The organism is Isoptericola sp. NPDC019482, assembly GCF_040632295.1.
Taxonomy (GTDB): Bacteria; Actinomycetota; Actinomycetes; order Actinomycetales; family Cellulomonadaceae; genus Isoptericola.
Genome location: NZ_JBEYBQ010000016.1, coordinates 32,619 through 48,116 on the forward strand (window position 1 = coordinate 32,619; position 15,498 = coordinate 48,116).

General features: G+C 74.2%; 15 protein-coding genes and 1 tRNA gene. 9 read left to right on the forward strand and 7 right to left on the reverse strand.

The features are described from left to right. Window positions 1–38 precede the first annotated feature (38 nt). The 7 genes from ABZ493_RS12275 (at window position 39) to ABZ493_RS12305 (ending at window position 6,677) form a co-directional block, all read left to right on the forward strand. Window positions 39–998 carry a hypothetical protein gene (locus tag ABZ493_RS12275; RefSeq protein ID WP_430582450.1) on the forward strand — a complete coding sequence of 320 codons (960 nt, stop codon included), beginning with the start codon at window positions 39–41 and terminating at the stop codon, window positions 996–998. Window positions 999–1,010: 12 nt separating this feature from the next. Continuing rightward, on the forward strand, window positions 1,011–2,396 hold the full coding sequence (locus tag ABZ493_RS12280) for an adenylosuccinate synthetase (RefSeq protein ID WP_430582451.1): 1,386 nt from the start codon (window positions 1,011–1,013) through the stop codon (window positions 2,394–2,396). Between the two features lie 5 nt (window positions 2,397–2,401). Next, the gene (locus ABZ493_RS12285; protein ID WP_430582452.1) at window positions 2,402–3,025 is read left to right on the forward strand and encodes a hypothetical protein; all 624 of its coding nucleotides are present in this window, start codon (window positions 2,402–2,404) and stop codon (window positions 3,023–3,025) included. Window positions 3,026–3,089: 64 nt separating this feature from the next. Next, window positions 3,090–3,827 (forward strand): response regulator transcription factor, encoded by a 738-nt coding sequence (locus tag ABZ493_RS12290; protein WP_430582453.1) that lies wholly within the window; start codon window positions 3,090–3,092, stop codon window positions 3,825–3,827. Then, on the forward strand, window positions 3,824–5,437 hold the full coding sequence (locus ABZ493_RS12295; protein ID WP_430582454.1) for a HAMP domain-containing sensor histidine kinase: 1,614 nt from the start codon (window positions 3,824–3,826) through the stop codon (window positions 5,435–5,437). The genes ABZ493_RS12290 and ABZ493_RS12295 overlap by 4 nt, the downstream gene beginning before the upstream one ends. Window positions 5,438–5,565: 128 nt before the next feature. Further along, entirely contained in the window at window positions 5,566–6,270 is a 705-nt protein-coding gene (locus ABZ493_RS12300; RefSeq protein WP_430582455.1) for a hypothetical protein, read from the forward strand. Between the two features lie 116 nt (window positions 6,271–6,386). Continuing rightward, window positions 6,387–6,677 (forward strand): WXG100 family type VII secretion target, encoded by a 291-nt coding sequence (locus tag ABZ493_RS12305; protein WP_416344546.1) that lies wholly within the window; start codon window positions 6,387–6,389, stop codon window positions 6,675–6,677. 97 nt (window positions 6,678–6,774) lie between these two features. On the opposite strand, the gene groL is transcribed toward ABZ493_RS12305, so the two are convergent. From groL to ABZ493_RS12325, 4 genes are all read right to left on the reverse strand, one after another. After that, window positions 6,775–8,400, reverse strand: coding sequence for a chaperonin GroEL (gene groL / locus ABZ493_RS12310; protein WP_430582456.1), 1,626 nt, complete (start codon window positions 8,398–8,400; stop codon window positions 6,775–6,777). 414 nt (window positions 8,401–8,814) lie between these two features. Next, window positions 8,815–9,018, reverse strand: a complete 204-nt coding sequence (locus tag ABZ493_RS12315; protein WP_416344544.1) for a cold-shock protein — start codon at window positions 9,016–9,018, stop codon at window positions 8,815–8,817. Window positions 9,019–9,160: 142 nt separating this feature from the next. Further along, a complete protein-coding gene (locus ABZ493_RS12320) occupies window positions 9,161–9,847 on the reverse strand; it encodes a LytR C-terminal domain-containing protein (protein WP_430582457.1) in 687 nt (228 codons plus the stop codon). A 118-nt stretch (window positions 9,848–9,965) separates the two neighbouring features. Continuing rightward, window positions 9,966–10,331, reverse strand: a complete 366-nt coding sequence (locus ABZ493_RS12325) for a DUF3263 domain-containing protein (protein ID WP_430582458.1) — start codon at window positions 10,329–10,331, stop codon at window positions 9,966–9,968. A 267-nt stretch (window positions 10,332–10,598) separates the two neighbouring features. Here ABZ493_RS12325 and ABZ493_RS12330 point away from each other — a divergent pair, with 267 nt between their 5' ends. Both ABZ493_RS12330 and ABZ493_RS12335 read left to right on the forward strand, forming a co-directional pair. Continuing rightward, window positions 10,599–11,249, forward strand: coding sequence for a uracil-DNA glycosylase (locus tag ABZ493_RS12330; protein WP_430582505.1), 651 nt, complete (start codon window positions 10,599–10,601; stop codon window positions 11,247–11,249). Between the two features lie 88 nt (window positions 11,250–11,337). Next, window positions 11,338–12,231 (forward strand): SGNH/GDSL hydrolase family protein, encoded by an 894-nt coding sequence (locus tag ABZ493_RS12335; RefSeq protein WP_430582459.1) that lies wholly within the window; start codon window positions 11,338–11,340, stop codon window positions 12,229–12,231. A gap of 107 nt (window positions 12,232–12,338) precedes the next feature. Here ABZ493_RS12335 and ABZ493_RS12340 read toward each other — a convergent pair. The 3 genes from ABZ493_RS12340 to ABZ493_RS12350 all read right to left on the reverse strand — a co-directional run bounded on the left by ABZ493_RS12340 (window position 12,339) and on the right by ABZ493_RS12350 (window position 15,381). Continuing rightward, window positions 12,339–12,414: transfer RNA gene (locus tag ABZ493_RS12340), tRNA-Thr, on the reverse strand. A gap of 49 nt (window positions 12,415–12,463) precedes the next feature. Next, the gene (locus ABZ493_RS12345) at window positions 12,464–13,261 is read right to left on the reverse strand and encodes a thioredoxin domain-containing protein (RefSeq protein ID WP_430582460.1); all 798 of its coding nucleotides are present in this window, start codon (window positions 13,259–13,261) and stop codon (window positions 12,464–12,466) included. Between the two features lie 146 nt (window positions 13,262–13,407). Then, complete coding sequence (locus ABZ493_RS12350) at window positions 13,408–15,381, reverse strand: serine/threonine-protein kinase (protein WP_430582461.1); 1,974 nt, start codon at window positions 15,379–15,381, stop codon at window positions 13,408–13,410. Window positions 15,382–15,498 lie beyond the last annotated feature (117 nt).

The window sequence follows — 15,498 nt, forward strand, 5'->3', positions numbered from 1 at the left end:
ACCACGGGGCCACCGGCCCCCGACGAAAGGAGCCCGTCATGGGCGCAGGACAGTGGGACACCAGCACCTTCACCGCCGCGGCGGCCGCGCGCCGCGCCCGCGGCCAGGACGACTTCGGCTACTCCACGAGGATGCGGCGCGTGCCGCGCGACCAGCGCACGGCCGCGCCCGCCCTCGACGCGTACGGCGCGACGGCCCGCGAGGCCCGCGACAGCGCCGAGCACCCGAGCTCCACCCCGATCGCGGTCCTGTTCGACGTCACGGGCTCGATGGGGCAGGTCCCCATGACCCTCCAGCGGCGCCTGCCCGACCTGCTCGGACTGCTCACCCGCGGCGGGTACGCGCAGGACCCGCAGATCCTCGTCGGCGCGATCGGGGACGACGTCTTCGACGCGGTGCCGCTGCAGGTCGGGCAGTTCGAGTCCGACAACCGCATCGACGCCCAGCTGCGCGACATCTACCTCGAGTGCGGGGGCGGCGGGGACCGCCGGGAGGGCTACGCGTTGGCCGCCCACTTCCTCGCCACCCGGGCCCGGCTGGACTCGCTCGAGAAGCGCGGGCGCAAGGGCTACTGCTTCCTCATCGGGGACGAGGCCAACAAGGACCGGCTGTTCGCGAGCTCGATCCGGAAGTTCGTCGGCGACCGGGCGTTCCGGGACCTCGACGTGCGCGAGGTCTACCGCCGCCTGGAGGAGAAGTTCCACGTCTTCTTCGTCGTCCCGAACCTCACCGCGTACTACGACGCCCCGTGGCTCGAGGAGCACTGGCGCGACCTCCTCGGCGAGCGGTTCCTCAAGCTCGACGACCCCGACGCGGTGTGCGACCTCATCGCCCTCACCGTCGGGATGATGGAGGACTCCATCACGCTCGACGAGGGGCTCGCCGACCTCGGCACGATGGGGTCGGCCGGGGCCACCGCGGTGGGCAAGGCCCTCGCCGGCCTGGCCCCGGCCGGCACGGACGTCGCCACCGGCGGCCTCCTGCCCGCGGACCTGTAGGAAGGACCCACGATGCTGACCACCGCACCACGCCAGGCAATCGTCGTCGTGGGCCTCGGGTACGGGGACGAGGCGAAGGGCGCCACGGTCGACCATCTCGCGGCGACCGCGCCCGACGCCGTCGCCGTGGTGCGGTGGTCCGGGGGCGGCCAGGCCGCCCACAACGTGCGGCACGGCGCCCGGCACCACACGTTCCGGCAGTTCGGCTCGGGCACGTTCCTGGACGTGCGCACCGTGCTGCGTGCCCCGATGCTCGTCGACCCGGTGCTGCTCGCGGCGGAGGCGCACGCCCTCGACGCGCAGGGCGTCCACGACCCCCTCGGCCTCGTGCTCGCCGACTCCCGCTGCCTCGTCACGACGCCGGTCCACGCGGCGATGAACCGGGCGCGGGAGCTCGCGCGCGGCGCGGGCCGGCACGGCTCGACGGGCCTCGGCATCGGCGAGACCGTGGCCTACGACCTCGCCGTGCGGGCCCGGGCGCAGCCGGGCGACACCGTCGGCAACTTCACCGTCCCGGCGGCCGCCCCGCCCGGCCCTGCGCCGACGCTCGCGACCCTGCGGGACCGACGTCGTACGGTCGCCGCGCTCGATGAGCTCGCCCGGTACGCCGCTCCGCTGCTCGAGTCGGTCGACGACGGGGACGTGGCGCACCCGTCCGTGTCCGAGATGGCGTCGCTGCTGTGCGCGATCGCCGCCGACGTCGAGCTCACCGACGACGTCGACCGCCAGCTCGCGGACGCGCTCGACGCCGGCACGGTGATCTTCGAGGGCAGCCAGGGCCTGCTCCTCGACGAGTGGCACGGCTTCCACCCGCACACCACCTGGTCGACGGTGACGCCCCGCCACCTGGTCCGCGGGCTCGAGGCCGCCGGCCACCGCCCGTTCGTGCTCGGGCTCACCCGCACCTACGCGACCCGGCACGGCGCAGGCCCCATGCCGACCGAGGACCCCGGCCTGCTCCTGCCCGAGCCGGACAACCGGGAGGGCCGCTACCAGGGCGGGTGGCGCACGGGGCACCTCGACCTGCCCGCGTTGCGCTACGCCGCGCGCGTCGCGGGGCGGGTCGACGGCGTCGCCGTCAGCCACCTCGACGCGGTCGCCGACGCCGCGGCCGCCGGGACCCCGCTCCTGGTCGCCGGCTCGTGGGGCGGGGACCCCGAGCCCCTCGCGTTCGACGCCGTCCCCGACCTCGCCCGCGCCGAGCGGCTCACGGCCACGGCGGCGGGCGCGCGCCCCGACCTCGCCCCGCTGCCGGCCGACCCGGCCGCGGTCCTCCGGCTCGTCGAGGACGCCGTGGGGGCGCCCGTCGTCCTGACGGCGGACGGCCCGCGCCGCACCGACCGCGCACGGCGCACCGCGGACTGCGCAGGGAGGACGGCCCCGAGCAGGGCAGCATGAGGGGCATGACCGCCCCCGACATCTTCAGCGTCGTCTCGGTCGACGTGGTGGCCCTCGCCTACGACCGGTCCGCGCGGCGGGTCCTGGTCGCCGCCCCCGTGCGCACCCGGGACCCGTTCCGCGGCGAGACCGCCCTGCCCGGCGTCGTCGTGCACAGCGGGGAACGCCTGGTCGACGCCGCCCACCGGGCCCTCGACAAGGTGGGCGCGACGTCGCCGCCGGGAGCGGTCGGGCAGCTGCGCACGTTCGACGAACCGGCCCGCGACCCGCGCGGCCCGTCCCTGTCCGTCGCCATGTGGGCGGCGTACGCACCCTCCGACGCACCGCCGCCCGGAGGGCCGTGGTTCCCGGTCGACGACGCCCCGCACCTCGCGTTCGACCACGACCGGATCCTCGCGGCGAGCCGGGCGATCGTCGCCGGGATGCTCTGGCGCGACCTCGACCTGACCCGCGCCCTGACCGGGCCCGAGCTCACCGCCACCGACGCGGTGGCGATCACCGAGCAGCTCACCGGGCAGGTGCACCGCGGCAACCTGAACCGCGACCTCGCGCGACTCCCCGGGCTCGTCGAGGCCGGCCTGGCGCACGGCGGCCGGGGGCGGCCGGCGAAGGTCTGGCGCTGGACCTGAGGCCGCCAGCACGGTCCGAGCCCCTTCCCAGGCAACGCTCAGACCTCGGTCGCACACTGAGGACATGAGCGCACCCGAGGCACGTCTCGTCGTCGTGGACGACGAGCCCAACATCCGCGAGCTGCTGTCCACGTCCCTGCGTTTCGCCGGGTTCGAGGTCCATGCCGCCGGTGACGGGAACGGGGCGCTGCAGCTCGTCCGCGACGTCGAGCCCGACCTCGTCGTGCTCGACGTGATGCTGCCCGACATGGACGGCTTCACCGTGACCCGCCGCATGCGCTCCACCGGCCGGCACACCCCCGTGCTGTTCCTCACCGCCCGCGACGACACGCAGGACAAGGTGCAGGGGCTCACCGTCGGCGGCGACGACTACGTCACCAAGCCGTTCAGCCTGGAGGAGGTCGTGGCCCGCATCCGCGCCGTGCTGCGCCGCACGCACGCGGGCGAGCCCGAGGACGACGCCGTCCTGCGCGTCGGCGACCTGGAGCTCGACGAGGACTCGCACGAGGTGCGTCGCGCCGGCGCCGAGATCGACCTGTCCCCCACCGAGTTCAAGCTGCTGCGCTACCTCATGCTCAACGCGGGCCGCGTGCTGTCCAAGGCGCAGATCCTCGACCACGTGTGGCAGTACGACTGGGGCGGCGACGCGAACATCGTCGAGTCCTACATCTCCTACCTGCGCCGCAAGATCGACAACGTCACCGTCACCGGCCCCGACGGCGACGACGTCGCGCTGCCGCCGCTCATCCACACCAAGCGCGGCGTCGGCTACCTGCTGCGGGCGCCCCAGGCGCCGCGATGAGCACGCCCACGCCCGGCGCACCGGAGACGACCGACGCGGTGCCCACGGAGCCGAGCGGGACGACGGCGGACGGGCGCGCGCTGCCCGCGGACCCGCGGTCCGTCCCCGAGGCGCCCGCCCCGACGTCGTCCGGCCGGTCCGCGCGCTGGGCGTGGATGGAGCGGCTGCCGCTGCGCACGCGCCTCGTCGCCATCACGGTGCTCGTCCTGGCCGCCGGGCTGATCCTCGCGGCGGTCGTGACACGCACCGTCGTCTCGGGGTACCTCGTCGACCAGGTGGACCAGCAGCTGCGGCAGTCCGCAGAGGGGGTCGCGAACCTCACTCTGCGGCAGTCGGAGTCCCCCACCTCCGGCCCGCCCACCGACTACGTCGTCATCTTCCGGGACTCGACCGGCGAGGTCAGCAGCGACCCGATCGGCTGGACCCCCAACATCGAGAAGTACGGCACACCGGACATCCCGGTCGAGACGTACAGCGAGGTCCACGACCGGCACGGCGAGCCGTTCACCGTCGAGGGGGCGGGCGGCACGACGCCGACGCAGTGGCGGGTCGCGTCCCTCGCCGACCCGACGAACCAGGTGATCGCGTACGTCGCGTACCCGCTGGCGAACGTGCAGCACACGGTCGCCTACCTGACTCGCTCGCTGCTGTTCTCGGCGCTCGGCATCGTCGTCCTCGGCGGGGCGATCTCCTTCCTGCTGGTGCACCGGTCGCTGCGGCCGCTGCGGCAGATCGAGACGACGGCGGCGGAGATCGCCGCGGGCGACCTGTCGCAGCGCGTCCCCGAGCGACCGACGTCGACCGAGGTGGGCTCGCTGTCGGCGTCGCTGAACACGATGCTCGCCCAGATCGAGCGCGCGTTCTCCGCCCAGGAGGAGTCGGAGCGCCGGATGCGGCGGTTCGTCTCCGACGCGAGCCACGAGCTGCGCACGCCGCTGGCCACGGTCAAGGGCTACGGCGAGCTGTACCGCATGGGCGCGCTCGACACGCCCGCCAAGGTGGACGACACCATGGGCCGCATCGAGGACTCGGCGCGCCGCATGAGCACGCTGGTCAACGACCTGCTGGTGCTCGCCCGCCTCGACGAGGGCCGGCCGATGCGCCGCGAGCCCGTCGACCTGGGGGCGATGGCCCGCGACGCCGCCCAGGACCTGCACGCCCTGGACCCGACGCGCGAGGTCGCGGTGACCGGGCTCGCCCCGGGCGCACCGCCGTCGTCGGGCGTCGTCGTGACCGGCGACGCCGACCGCCTGCGCCAGGTGCTCACCAACCTCGTGGGGAACGTGGCGAGGCACACACCCGCCGGCTCGCCGGCCGAGGTTGCGGTGGGCCGGGCGCCCGACGGCCGCGCCGTCGTCGAGGTGCGCGACCACGGCGCGGGCATCACCCCGGAGCAGGCGAGCCGCGTGTTCGAGCGGTTCTACCGCGCCGACTCGTCGCGCAATCGGGAGTCGGGCGGTTCCGGCCTGGGGATGGCGATCGTCGCCGCGATCGTCGGCGCGCACCAGGGCCACGTGTCGGTGAGCGAGACGCCCGGCGGCGGGATGACCGTGCGGGTACTTCTCCCGGCGGCGGACGGCTACGATGGCGCGTCGTCCTCCTCCGCCTGACCGGAAGGCTGACCAGAAGGCGTCGCCAGCACCCCGACCCGCGGTGCGATGTCGCCCCGCGGTCGTAGTCTGACGAGGAGGAGGACAGTCCGAGTCCCACGACCGAAGGTCTGATTGCGATGGGCGTCATGAGCGCCGACGCGCCCCAGTGGTTCCTCTCCGCGTTCGTCCGCACCTGTCACGGTGCCGGCGCCACCGCCGACGACGCGGAGATCCGTTCCGTCGGGGAGGACCTCATCGACCGGTGGTCCGCACCGGAGCGGCACTTCCACAACCTGCGCCACCTGGCCGACGTCCTGCACCGGGTGGACGAGCTGTCCCAGGAGACGCACGAGCCCGACCTGGTGCGCCTCGCCGCCTGGTACCACGGCGCCGTGTTCGACGCGACGCGCAAGGTCGCCCAGGCGAACCAGGGCGGCGAGCAGACGACGGTGAGCGCGGACCTCGCGCGCACCCAGCTCACGGGTCTCGGCCTGCCGGATGCCGCGGTGGCACGCACCGCCCGCCTCGTCGACTCGATCGACCGGCACAAGCCGCTGCCCGACGACGTCGACTCCGCGGTGCTCAACGACGCGGACCTCGCGATGCTGGCGGCGGAGCCGCAGCGCTACAAGGCGTACATGGCGAACGTGCGGGCGGAGTACTCGCACATCCCGCTCCCCGACTACCTGGACGCCCGCATCCGCGTGCTGACCAAGCTGCTCGCGCGCCCGTCGCTGTACTTCAGCCCGATGGGTGCGGCGTGGGAGGAGGCGGCGCGGCAGAACCTCGACGGCGAGCTGCACCGCCTGATGAAGGAACGCCGCCTGCTCGAGGAGCGGCCGGCCTCCTGACCTGGCGGAACGCCGGGTTGTCCACACCCTGTGGACGACGGCGGCCATGGTGCCCGCACGCTCCGTAACGTCGTCGTCGGCAACCCCGCAGGGGGCACGGCGACGAAGGAGGACACGTGCGGTACGAGGTCGACAGCGAGCGGGTCGCGCAGGCGAGCGCGGCGGTGAACGGTTCCGTGGCGGCGATCCGCTCCGAGGTGGGGGCGATGATGCGGCACCTGCAGGACCTGCAGTCCAGCTGGCACGGGGGCGCGGCCACCCAGTTCGCGGGCGTCATGGGCCAGTGGCAGGCCACCCAGACGCAGGTCGAGGCGGCGCTCGACGCCGTCACGGCGGCACTGTCGTCGGCGTCGCGCACCTACGCGGACGCCGAGGCTCAGGCCACGCGGCTCTTCGCGACCCGCTGACAGAGTCCAGGGCGCACGACGGCGGCCGGCCACCCCTCGCGGGGTGACCGGCCGCCGTCGTGCGTCAGCGCGTGCGCGCCGGCTCAGGCTGACTGGATCAGAAGTCCATGCCGCCCATGCCACCGTCGCCACCCGGGGCGGCCGCGGCCGGCTCCGGCTTGTCGGCCACGACGGCCTCGGTGGTGAGGAACAGCGCGGCGATCGACGCGGCGTTCTGCAGCGCGGAGCGCGTGACCTTGACCGGGTCGTTGACGCCCGCGGCCAGCAGGTCCTCGTACGCGCCGGTCGCGGCGTTGAGGCCGTGACCCGGGGTGAGGTTGCGGACCTTCTCCGCCACGACGCCGCCCTCGAGGCCGGCGTTGACGGCGATCTGCTTGAGCGGGGCGTCGATCGCGGCGCGCACGATCTGCGCACCGGTCGCCTCGTCGCCCTCGAGCTCCAGCTTCGGGAACGCGGCGGCACCGGCCTGGATCAGCGCGACGCCACCACCGGCGACGATGCCCTCCTCGACCGCGGCCTTGGCGTTGCGGACGGCGTCCTCGATGCGGTGCTTGCGCTCCTTGAGCTCCACCTCGGTGGCCGCGCCGGCCTTGATGACGGCCACGCCGCCGGCCAGCTTGGCGAGGCGCTCCTGCAGCTTCTCGCGGTCGTAGTCCGAGTCCGACTTCTCGATCTCGGAACGGATCTGGTTGACGCGGCCCGAGATGAGCTCGGCGTCGCCCGCACCCTCGACGATCGTGGTCTCGTCCTTGGTCACGACGACCTTGCGCGCCTGGCCCAGCAGGTCCAGGGTCGCGTTCTCCAGCTTGAGGCCCACCGTCTCGGTGATGACCTGGCCGCCGGTGAGGATCGCGATGTCCTGCAGCATGGCCTTGCGGCGGTCGCCGAAGCCCGGGGCCTTGACGGCGACGGACTTGAAGGTGCCGCGGATCTTGTTCAGCACGAGGGTGGCCAGGGCCTCGCCCTCGACGTCCTCGGCGATGATGAGCAGCGAGCGACCGGCCTTCATGACCTGGTCGAGCACCGGCAGCATGTCCTTGACGTTCGAGATCTTCGACTCGACGATCAGGACGTACGGGTCCTCGAGGACGGCCTCCTGGCGCTCCGGGTCCGTCTCGAAGTAGCGGGCGAGGAAGCCCTTGTCGAAGCGCATGCCCTCGGTGAGCTCGAGCTCGAGGCCGAACGTGTTCGACTCCTCGACCGTGATCACGCCCTCCTTGCCCACCTTGTCGAGGGCCTCGGCGATGAGCTCGCCGATGGAGGCGTCGCCGGCCGAGATGGCGGCCGTGGCGGCGATCTGGTCCTTGGTCTCGATCTCGACCGCGGCGTTGAGCAGCTGCTCGGTGACGGCCTCGACGGCCTTCTCGATGCCGCGCTTGACGGCGATCGGGTTGGCGCCGGCGGCGACGACGCGCAGGCCCTCGCGCACGAGCGCCTGGGCGAGCACGGTGGCGGTGGTGGTGCCGTCACCCGCGACGTCGTCGGTCTTCTTGGCGACCTCCTTGACGAGCTCCGCGCCGATCTTCTCGTACGGGTCGTCGAGCTCGATCTCCTTGGCGATGGAGACACCGTCGTTGGTGATCGTGGGGGCGCCCCACTTCTTGTCCAGGACGACGTTGCGGCCCTTGGGGCCGAGCGTGACCTTCACGGTGTCGGCGAGCTGGTTGAGCCCGCGCTCCATGCTCCGACGAGCTTCCTCGTCGAACGCGATGATCTTGGCCATGGGGACTGATCCTCCGCTGGTGGCTGAGATGGCCGGCCGGCGCCCGCGACGGACGACCCACCCCGCGGCGTTCAGGTCACGCACGCGCGGAGGGTCTCACCGAACGACCCGAATGCTTCACCCGCGGCCCGGGAGCACGCCGCCCCGGAGGGCGGCTGTCACTCACAGGCCGAGAGTGCTAAGCCATTATTGGCACTCTCGGGTGGCGAGTGCAAGACGTTCGCCGAGGGCGTGCAGCGCGCACCGGCCGCGCGGGGACGACGAAGGCCGGCACCCCGGACGCGTCCCTGCGTCCTGCGGTGCCGGCCTTCGTGACGACCTGCTGGTCGAGTCGCTGGTCGAGTCGCTGGTCGAGCCGCTGGTCGACGGCTGTCGACGGCTGTCGACGGCTGTCGACCGCTGTCGACGGCGTGGTCAGAGCGGGCGGACCTGCTCGGCCTGCGGACCCTTCTGCCCCTGGCCGACCTCGAACTCGACGCCCTGCCCCTCGTCCAGGGTGCGGTACCCGTCGGTCTGGATGGCGCTGTAGTGGACGAACAGGTCCTGCCCGCCTGCGGTCGGGGTGATGAACCCGTACCCCTTCTCCGCGTTGAACCACTTGACGGTGCCCTGGGCCATGTACCTCTCCTCGTGCTTCTCGGCCGCGGGGCAGGCACCCCGCGGTGAACGGGAGCCTAGTAGCGCCGATCACGGCAAGGGAAGCACCGATGTCCGGAATGTCGGCATGCGAGATGCCGACATCCCGGACGGTGACGACGCCTCAGCCGACGGGCGACTTGAGGACCACCCAGACGGCCTGCTCGCTGGCCGAGACGTCGTCCGAAGGCTGCACGTCGGCCGGGTCGACGCCGAGCGCCTCGGCGACCGCGCTGGCGGTGTCCGCACGGTCCGCGCCGTACAGCACGGTGGTGTCGTCGTAGGCGCCGGCGATCTCGACCGGCGCGTCCGGAGCGTCACCCGCGGCGACGTCGGTGAATCCGGCATCGTTCGCCAGGACGCCCTGGGCCTCACCCGCCGAACCCGCCGGGGCGCCGTCGTTGTAGACGATGACCGGCGCCTCGAGGTTCGCCGCCGCCGGGTCGCCGGGCAGGTCGGTGGCCTCCTCCGACTCGCCGTCCGTGGGCTCCTCCGAGGCGTCGCCGCCCTCCTCGCCGTCGGCGGGAGCCTCCTCGCCGTCCGCCGGGGCCTCCTCCGAGGCGGACGCCTCCGGCTCGTCGGCGCCCGTGCCGGCGGACTGCTCGGCCGCGGGAGGCGTGGCCGGCTCGCCGTCGTCGGACAGGAAGGAGACGATGCCGACCGCGAGGCCGCCGCACACGACGACGATCAGCAGGAACGGCCACACCGAGCTCCACCCGCTGCGCGGCTCACGATGCACACCGACCGGCGTGCCCTCGGGCCCGCGGACGTCGAACTCGTCGGGCGGGTAGGAGTAATGGCTCTTGCTCACGGCGGACAGGGTAGCCGCTCTGGGTGGCCGCCCGTCCAGGCTGCTCTCAGCAAGCCCTTGGTGCGCCGGTCCGCCCAGGTCACGCGCGCGTCGTCTGCCCGGCTGTCGGCCCTGTCCGTCAGCCCTGGCCGTCGGAGAGGCGCCGCGCCGACCGGGCGCGCTGGCGCGTGGAGCGCATCCGCCGCAGCCGCTTGACGAGCATCGGGTCGTGGGCGAGCGCCGCGGGCGAGTCGATGAGGGCGTTCAGCACCTGGTAGTAGCGCGTCGCGGACAGCCCGAACAGCTCGCGCACCGCCTGCTCCTTCGCCCCGGCGTACTTCCACCACTGCCGCTCGAAGGCGAGGATCTCGCGGTCGCGGTCGGAGAGGTCGCCGTCCGCCGACGCCGCGGACGACGCCGCGGACGACGCCGTGGACGACTCGGTCGCCGTCGTGCCCGACGCCTCCGGGTCAGGCTGGACCTCCTGGACCAGGATCTCGCTCATGGCGTCCCAGTATGGCGCGTCCGCGCGCCCGCCCCGACGACGTCGCCCCGCGTGCCGCGATCCCGCGACTTGTCAGAGCCACAAGGCGCCATACCCCGACCTGCCTCTGACAACTCACGGCGCTCGCGACCTGTCAGAGCCACGTCGCCCCATACCCCCACGTGACTCTGACAACTCGCCGGGCGGGTGCGCTAGCGTCGCCGCGTGGACACCTCGACGACCGGCCCCGGCACGACGACGACCACCCGGCCGCCCCTCGACCAGGTCATGGCGCCGGACTGGGCGGCCGCGCTGGCCGACGTCGAGCCGCAGATCCACGCGATGGGCGACTTCCTGCGCGCGGAGGTCGCCGCCGGCCGCACGTATCTGCCCGAGGGGCCGAACATCTTCGCGGCGTTCTCCCGCCCGCTCGCCGACGTGCGCGTGCTCGTCGTCGGGCAGGACCCCTACCCCACCCCCGGGCACCCGATGGGCCTGTCGTTCTCCGTGCAGCCGCACGTGCGCCCCGTCCCGAAGTCGCTCGTGAACATCTACACCGAGCTCGCGGACGACGTCGGCGTCCCCACCCCGTCGAACGGCGACCTGCGCCCGTGGGCCGACCAGGGCGTCATGCTGCTCAACCGCGTGCTGACCGTGCGGCCCGGCACGCCGGCGTCGCACCGTGGCAAGGGCTGGGAGCAGGTCACCGAGGCGGCGATCAAGGCGCTCGTCGCCCGCGGCGGCCCGCTCGTCGCCATCCTGTGGGGGCGCGACGCAGCGTCGCTCAAGCCCTGGCTCGGCGACGTCCCGACCGTCGAGAGCGCGCACCCCAGCCCGCTGTCCGCGTACCGCGGGTTCTTCGGCTCGCGCCCGTTCTCGCGCGTCAACGCGCTGCTCGAGGCGCAGGGCGGCACGCCCGTGGACTGGCGCCTCGCCTGACGCCGCGGGACGGGAGGGACGGCGCCGCACGACGAACCGCGTCGTCGCCCCGAGCGCCCACCGCCGCGCGAGGAGCACAATGGCGGACGTGACCACGCAGGCCCCCACCCCGACCCCTGACGGCACGACCCCCGGCGACGCGCCCGCGTCCGCACCCCCGTGGGCGCGCTACGTCGCGATCGGCGACTCGTTCAGCGAGGGCCTGTGGGACCCGTACCCGTTCGACGACGGCACCCCGGCCCCGGCGGGCACGGAGTCGGACGCGAAGCAGCGCGGCTGGGCCGACCGGCTCGCGGGCGCGCTGTCGGAACGTCGCACTGCCGCCGGCGCGCCCGCCCTGGAGTACGCGAACCTCGCGATCCGCGGCCGGCTGCTGCGCCACATCCTCGACGAGCAGGTCGACGTCGCGCTGGCGATGCAGCCCGACCTGGTGTCGTTCGTCGGCGGCGGCAACGACATCCTCCGCCCGCAGGCCGACATCGACGTGCTCTCGGCCCGGTTGGAGCAGGGCGTGGCGAAGATCCGCGCGACGGGCGCCGAGGTGCTGCTCGGCACGGGCTTCAAGGCGGGCGCCGGACTGAGCTGGACCCGCGGCCGCGTGGGCCAGTTCAACGCGAACATCTGGACCATCGCGCGCAAGCACGGCGCGCACGTGCTGGACCTGTGGGGCCTCGACCCGCTGTTCGACCTGCGCATGTGGGCCGACGACCGCATCCACCTCACCCCGGAGGGCCACCGCCGCGTCGCGGACGCCGGACTGGTCGGCCTCGGCCTCGAGCCCGACGACGCCGACTACGCCGTCGCGCTCGACCCGCTGCCACCGGCGGCGTTCGTCGAGCGGGCGCGCGCCAACGCGCAGTGGGCGCGCACGCACGTCGTCCCCTGGGTGCAGCGCCGGATCAAGCACACGTCCAGCGGCGACGGCCGTGCGCCGAAGTGGGGCGAGCCCGCCGCCTGGCCTCCGGCGGAAGACGCCCGCTGACGACCGGGAACGACCAGGGGGCGGACCGTGGCCAGGCCATGGTCCGCCCCCTCGTCGTTCCGGGTGCACGTTCCGGGTGCACGTTCCGGGTGCACGTTCCGGGTGCGTGGAGCCGCCTGTCGGATTCGAACCGACGACCTTCCGTTTACAAGACGGGAGCTCTACCAGCTGAGCTAAGGCGGCGGGAGCGCGGCACAGCCTACCGGGACGGGCAGGCCGTGCCGCGCGCGGGTCAGCTGCCCGCGGCGGCCGTGACCGCGTCCTGCAGGCCGGCCGGGTCGTTCCAGTTCTGCACGACCTCGCCGTCGACCAGCACGTACGGCGTGCCGGTGAAGCCGTCCGTCTCCTGGATGGCCAGGGTGGCCGAGTGGACGTACTGCCCGAACGTCTCGCGCGCGGTGCCGTCCTCGATGGCGGAGGCCACCTCGGCGGGCGCGCCCGCCTCCTCGGCGTAGGTCGCGAGCTGCTCGTCGGACAGGCCCTCGGTGTTCTCCGCGGGCTGGTTGGTGAACAGCGCCGCGTGGAAGGCGGGGAACACCTCGGGCGCCTGGTCGGCGACGTAGGCCGCCGCGGCACCGGAGCGCGTCGAGTACTCGGTGCCCGCCGAGAGGCGGTCGAGGATCGAGATCGGGTGGTAGACGACGGTCGCGTCGCCGGCTCCGACCATCTCGTCGATGCCCGCCGCGTTGACCTGCTCGAACTGGCCGCACACGGGGCACATGTAGTCGAGGTAGACGTCGATGACGGGCGCGTCGTCGTTGGTCGTCCCGGCCGCGTTGTCGGCGCCGACGGGGATGCCGCCGTTCTCCTGCGCCGTCGAGGGCATCGTCACCTCGGACAGGGGGACGTCGTCGACGTTCTTCTTCGCGCCCTGCTGCAGGATCATCCAGACCACGACGCCGAGCGCGACGAGCGCGACGGCGAGCACGGACAGGGTGATGATCCGGTTGCGCCGGTCGCGCTGCTGCTCCTTCTCGCGCAGGGCGAGCGCCTCGGCGCGGGCGGCGTCGCGGCGCTGCGCCTTCGTCATGTTCGGGTTCTTCGTCGACATCGTGTCCTCGAGGATCTCGGGGGTCGGGCGGCGCGGCAGCGCCGGACGGGGCGAAGCCTACCCGCGGCGGCTGAGCGTTCGCCGGGAACGTCCTGCCGGACCGGCGGGCGCCGGATGCGCGTCGGTCAGGGGATCTCGGGCGGCCCGCTGAGCGGCCACCACTCGATCGTCGGGTCGGTGAGCACAGGGGCGACGAGGATCACCGTCGCCACCAGGCAGACGCCGACGACGACGGCCGCGCCGATGCGGCCCGGCGCGATCTTCCCGAGGATGATGCGGCCGCCCTCGCGCGCGGTGCCGCCGGCCGGGCCGAACCAGGTGGCGAGGAGCGCGACGACCATCACCCCCGCGAGGACCCCGTTGAACACGATGTCCTCGTTCATCCCGCCCTGGGAACGCGCCTCGAGGTCCCCGCGCGGCAGGATGATGAGGTGGCCGGCGCCGAACAACCACCAGCCGGCCAGCAGCGTCAGCAGCGCGGCGCACGCGCCGACCAGCACCGCAGGGATCGACCCGAGGATCCCCAGGAGCGCGTGCCAGGGGAACAGGAGCGTGCCGACGAACCCGTCGGAGCGGCGGACACCCTTGTGCTCGCGCCGCGAGTGCAGCCGGTCGCCCGACGTCGCCACGGACCGGCAGACGAGGACGAGCGCGACGAGGGCGCCGAAGCCGATGAGCGGGCGCGTGGCCGCGAGGGCGACGAGCACCAGCGCGACGGCGACGGCGGTCCCGGTGCGCCGCCGGTGCGTGGGGCGCTCGTACGGGCCCGGGGGCTCCGGCGGCAGCTCCTCGACGAGCTGGTCGTAGCCCTTGTACCGGACGTCGCCGATCGGGATGGCGCGGGTGCCGCCGTCCTGCGCCTGCAGCCGGTCGCGTTCCAGCGCGGTCATCGTCTGCGTGGGGTCGTCGGCGTCGGCCGGCGTGGCGGGGGCGGACGTGGTGGGCCGGTCCGGCGCGACCGGCGGCGGGGGCGGCGGCGCGACCGGCGACGCCCCCGGCGCGACCGGGACGGCGCCCGTCGGGGGGTAGGACGCCGGGGCCGCGGCGGCCGCGACGACCTGCGTGGGCAGGCCCACCCGTTGCGTCTCGGCGGACTGCACGATCCGCTGCGTGGCGTCGGGCCCGGCCCACGGGTCGGGGGCGCCTCCGAGGGCGTCGTCGAGGTCGCGACGCAGGGCGCGGGCCACCTCGGTCGGCCCCCAGCGCAGGGCCGGGTCCGCCTGGAGCGCCCCCGCGAGCGCCCGCGCGGTGCGGGCGGGCAGGCCGTGGAGGTCGGGCCTCCCCTCCCGCGAGCGCCGCAGCACCAGCTCGGTGGGGCGGACGCCGAACGGCGAGCGGCCGGTGGCGGCGAACGACAGCAGGGCCGCCCAGCTCCACCAGTCGGTCTCGGCGACGGGCGCGCCGCCGTCGAGCAGCTCGGGCGCGATGTAGCCGGGGGTGCCCATGACGAACCCGGCGGACGTGGTCCGGGTGTCGCCCGGGCCCTGCGCGATGCCGAAGTCGATGAGCACGGGCCCCTGCGCGGTGATCATCACGTTGGACGGCTTGAGGTCGCGGTGCACCACGCCGGCGTCGTGCACGGCCTCGAGCGCGGCGGCGAGCTGGTCGGCGAGGGAGAAGACGTCGGCGGCGTCGAGCGGGCCGCGCCCGTCCACCTCCTCCTCGAGGGTGACGCCGTCCACCAGCTCGGTCACGACGAACGCGTACGGACCCTCCAGCTCGGCGTCGAGCACCTGCGCGACGGCGGGGTGCCGCAGGCGCTGCAGGGCCGCGGCCTCGCGCCGCAGCCGCTCGCGCCCGGCGGGGTCGGCGTCGACGTGGGCGTGCAGCACCTTGAGCGCCACCCGGCCGCCGCCGCCGTCGACCGCCTCGTAGACGGCGCCCATCGCGCCGCTGCCGAGCGGCCGGACGACGGTGTAGCCGCCGACCTCGGCCCCCTCGGCGAGGCCGCCGTCACGGGACCGCGGGGCACGCGCCACCTGGCCCGACGTCGCGCCGTCCCGCGCCGCGCCGTCCTGCGCTCCGTCGTCGCGCGCGGCCGACGGCGGGCCGGGCACCGGGGTCCGCCCCGGGACCTGCATCGCGTCGACCTCGCCCATGGGGCACACCGTAGCCGTCCGGACCCCCCGCGGCGCGCCGTGCCGCGCGGGTCCGCGGCAGGTCACAGGACGGTCGAGGACGGGTCGTGCGGGTGTGACGTCGGTCCGCGCCCCGGC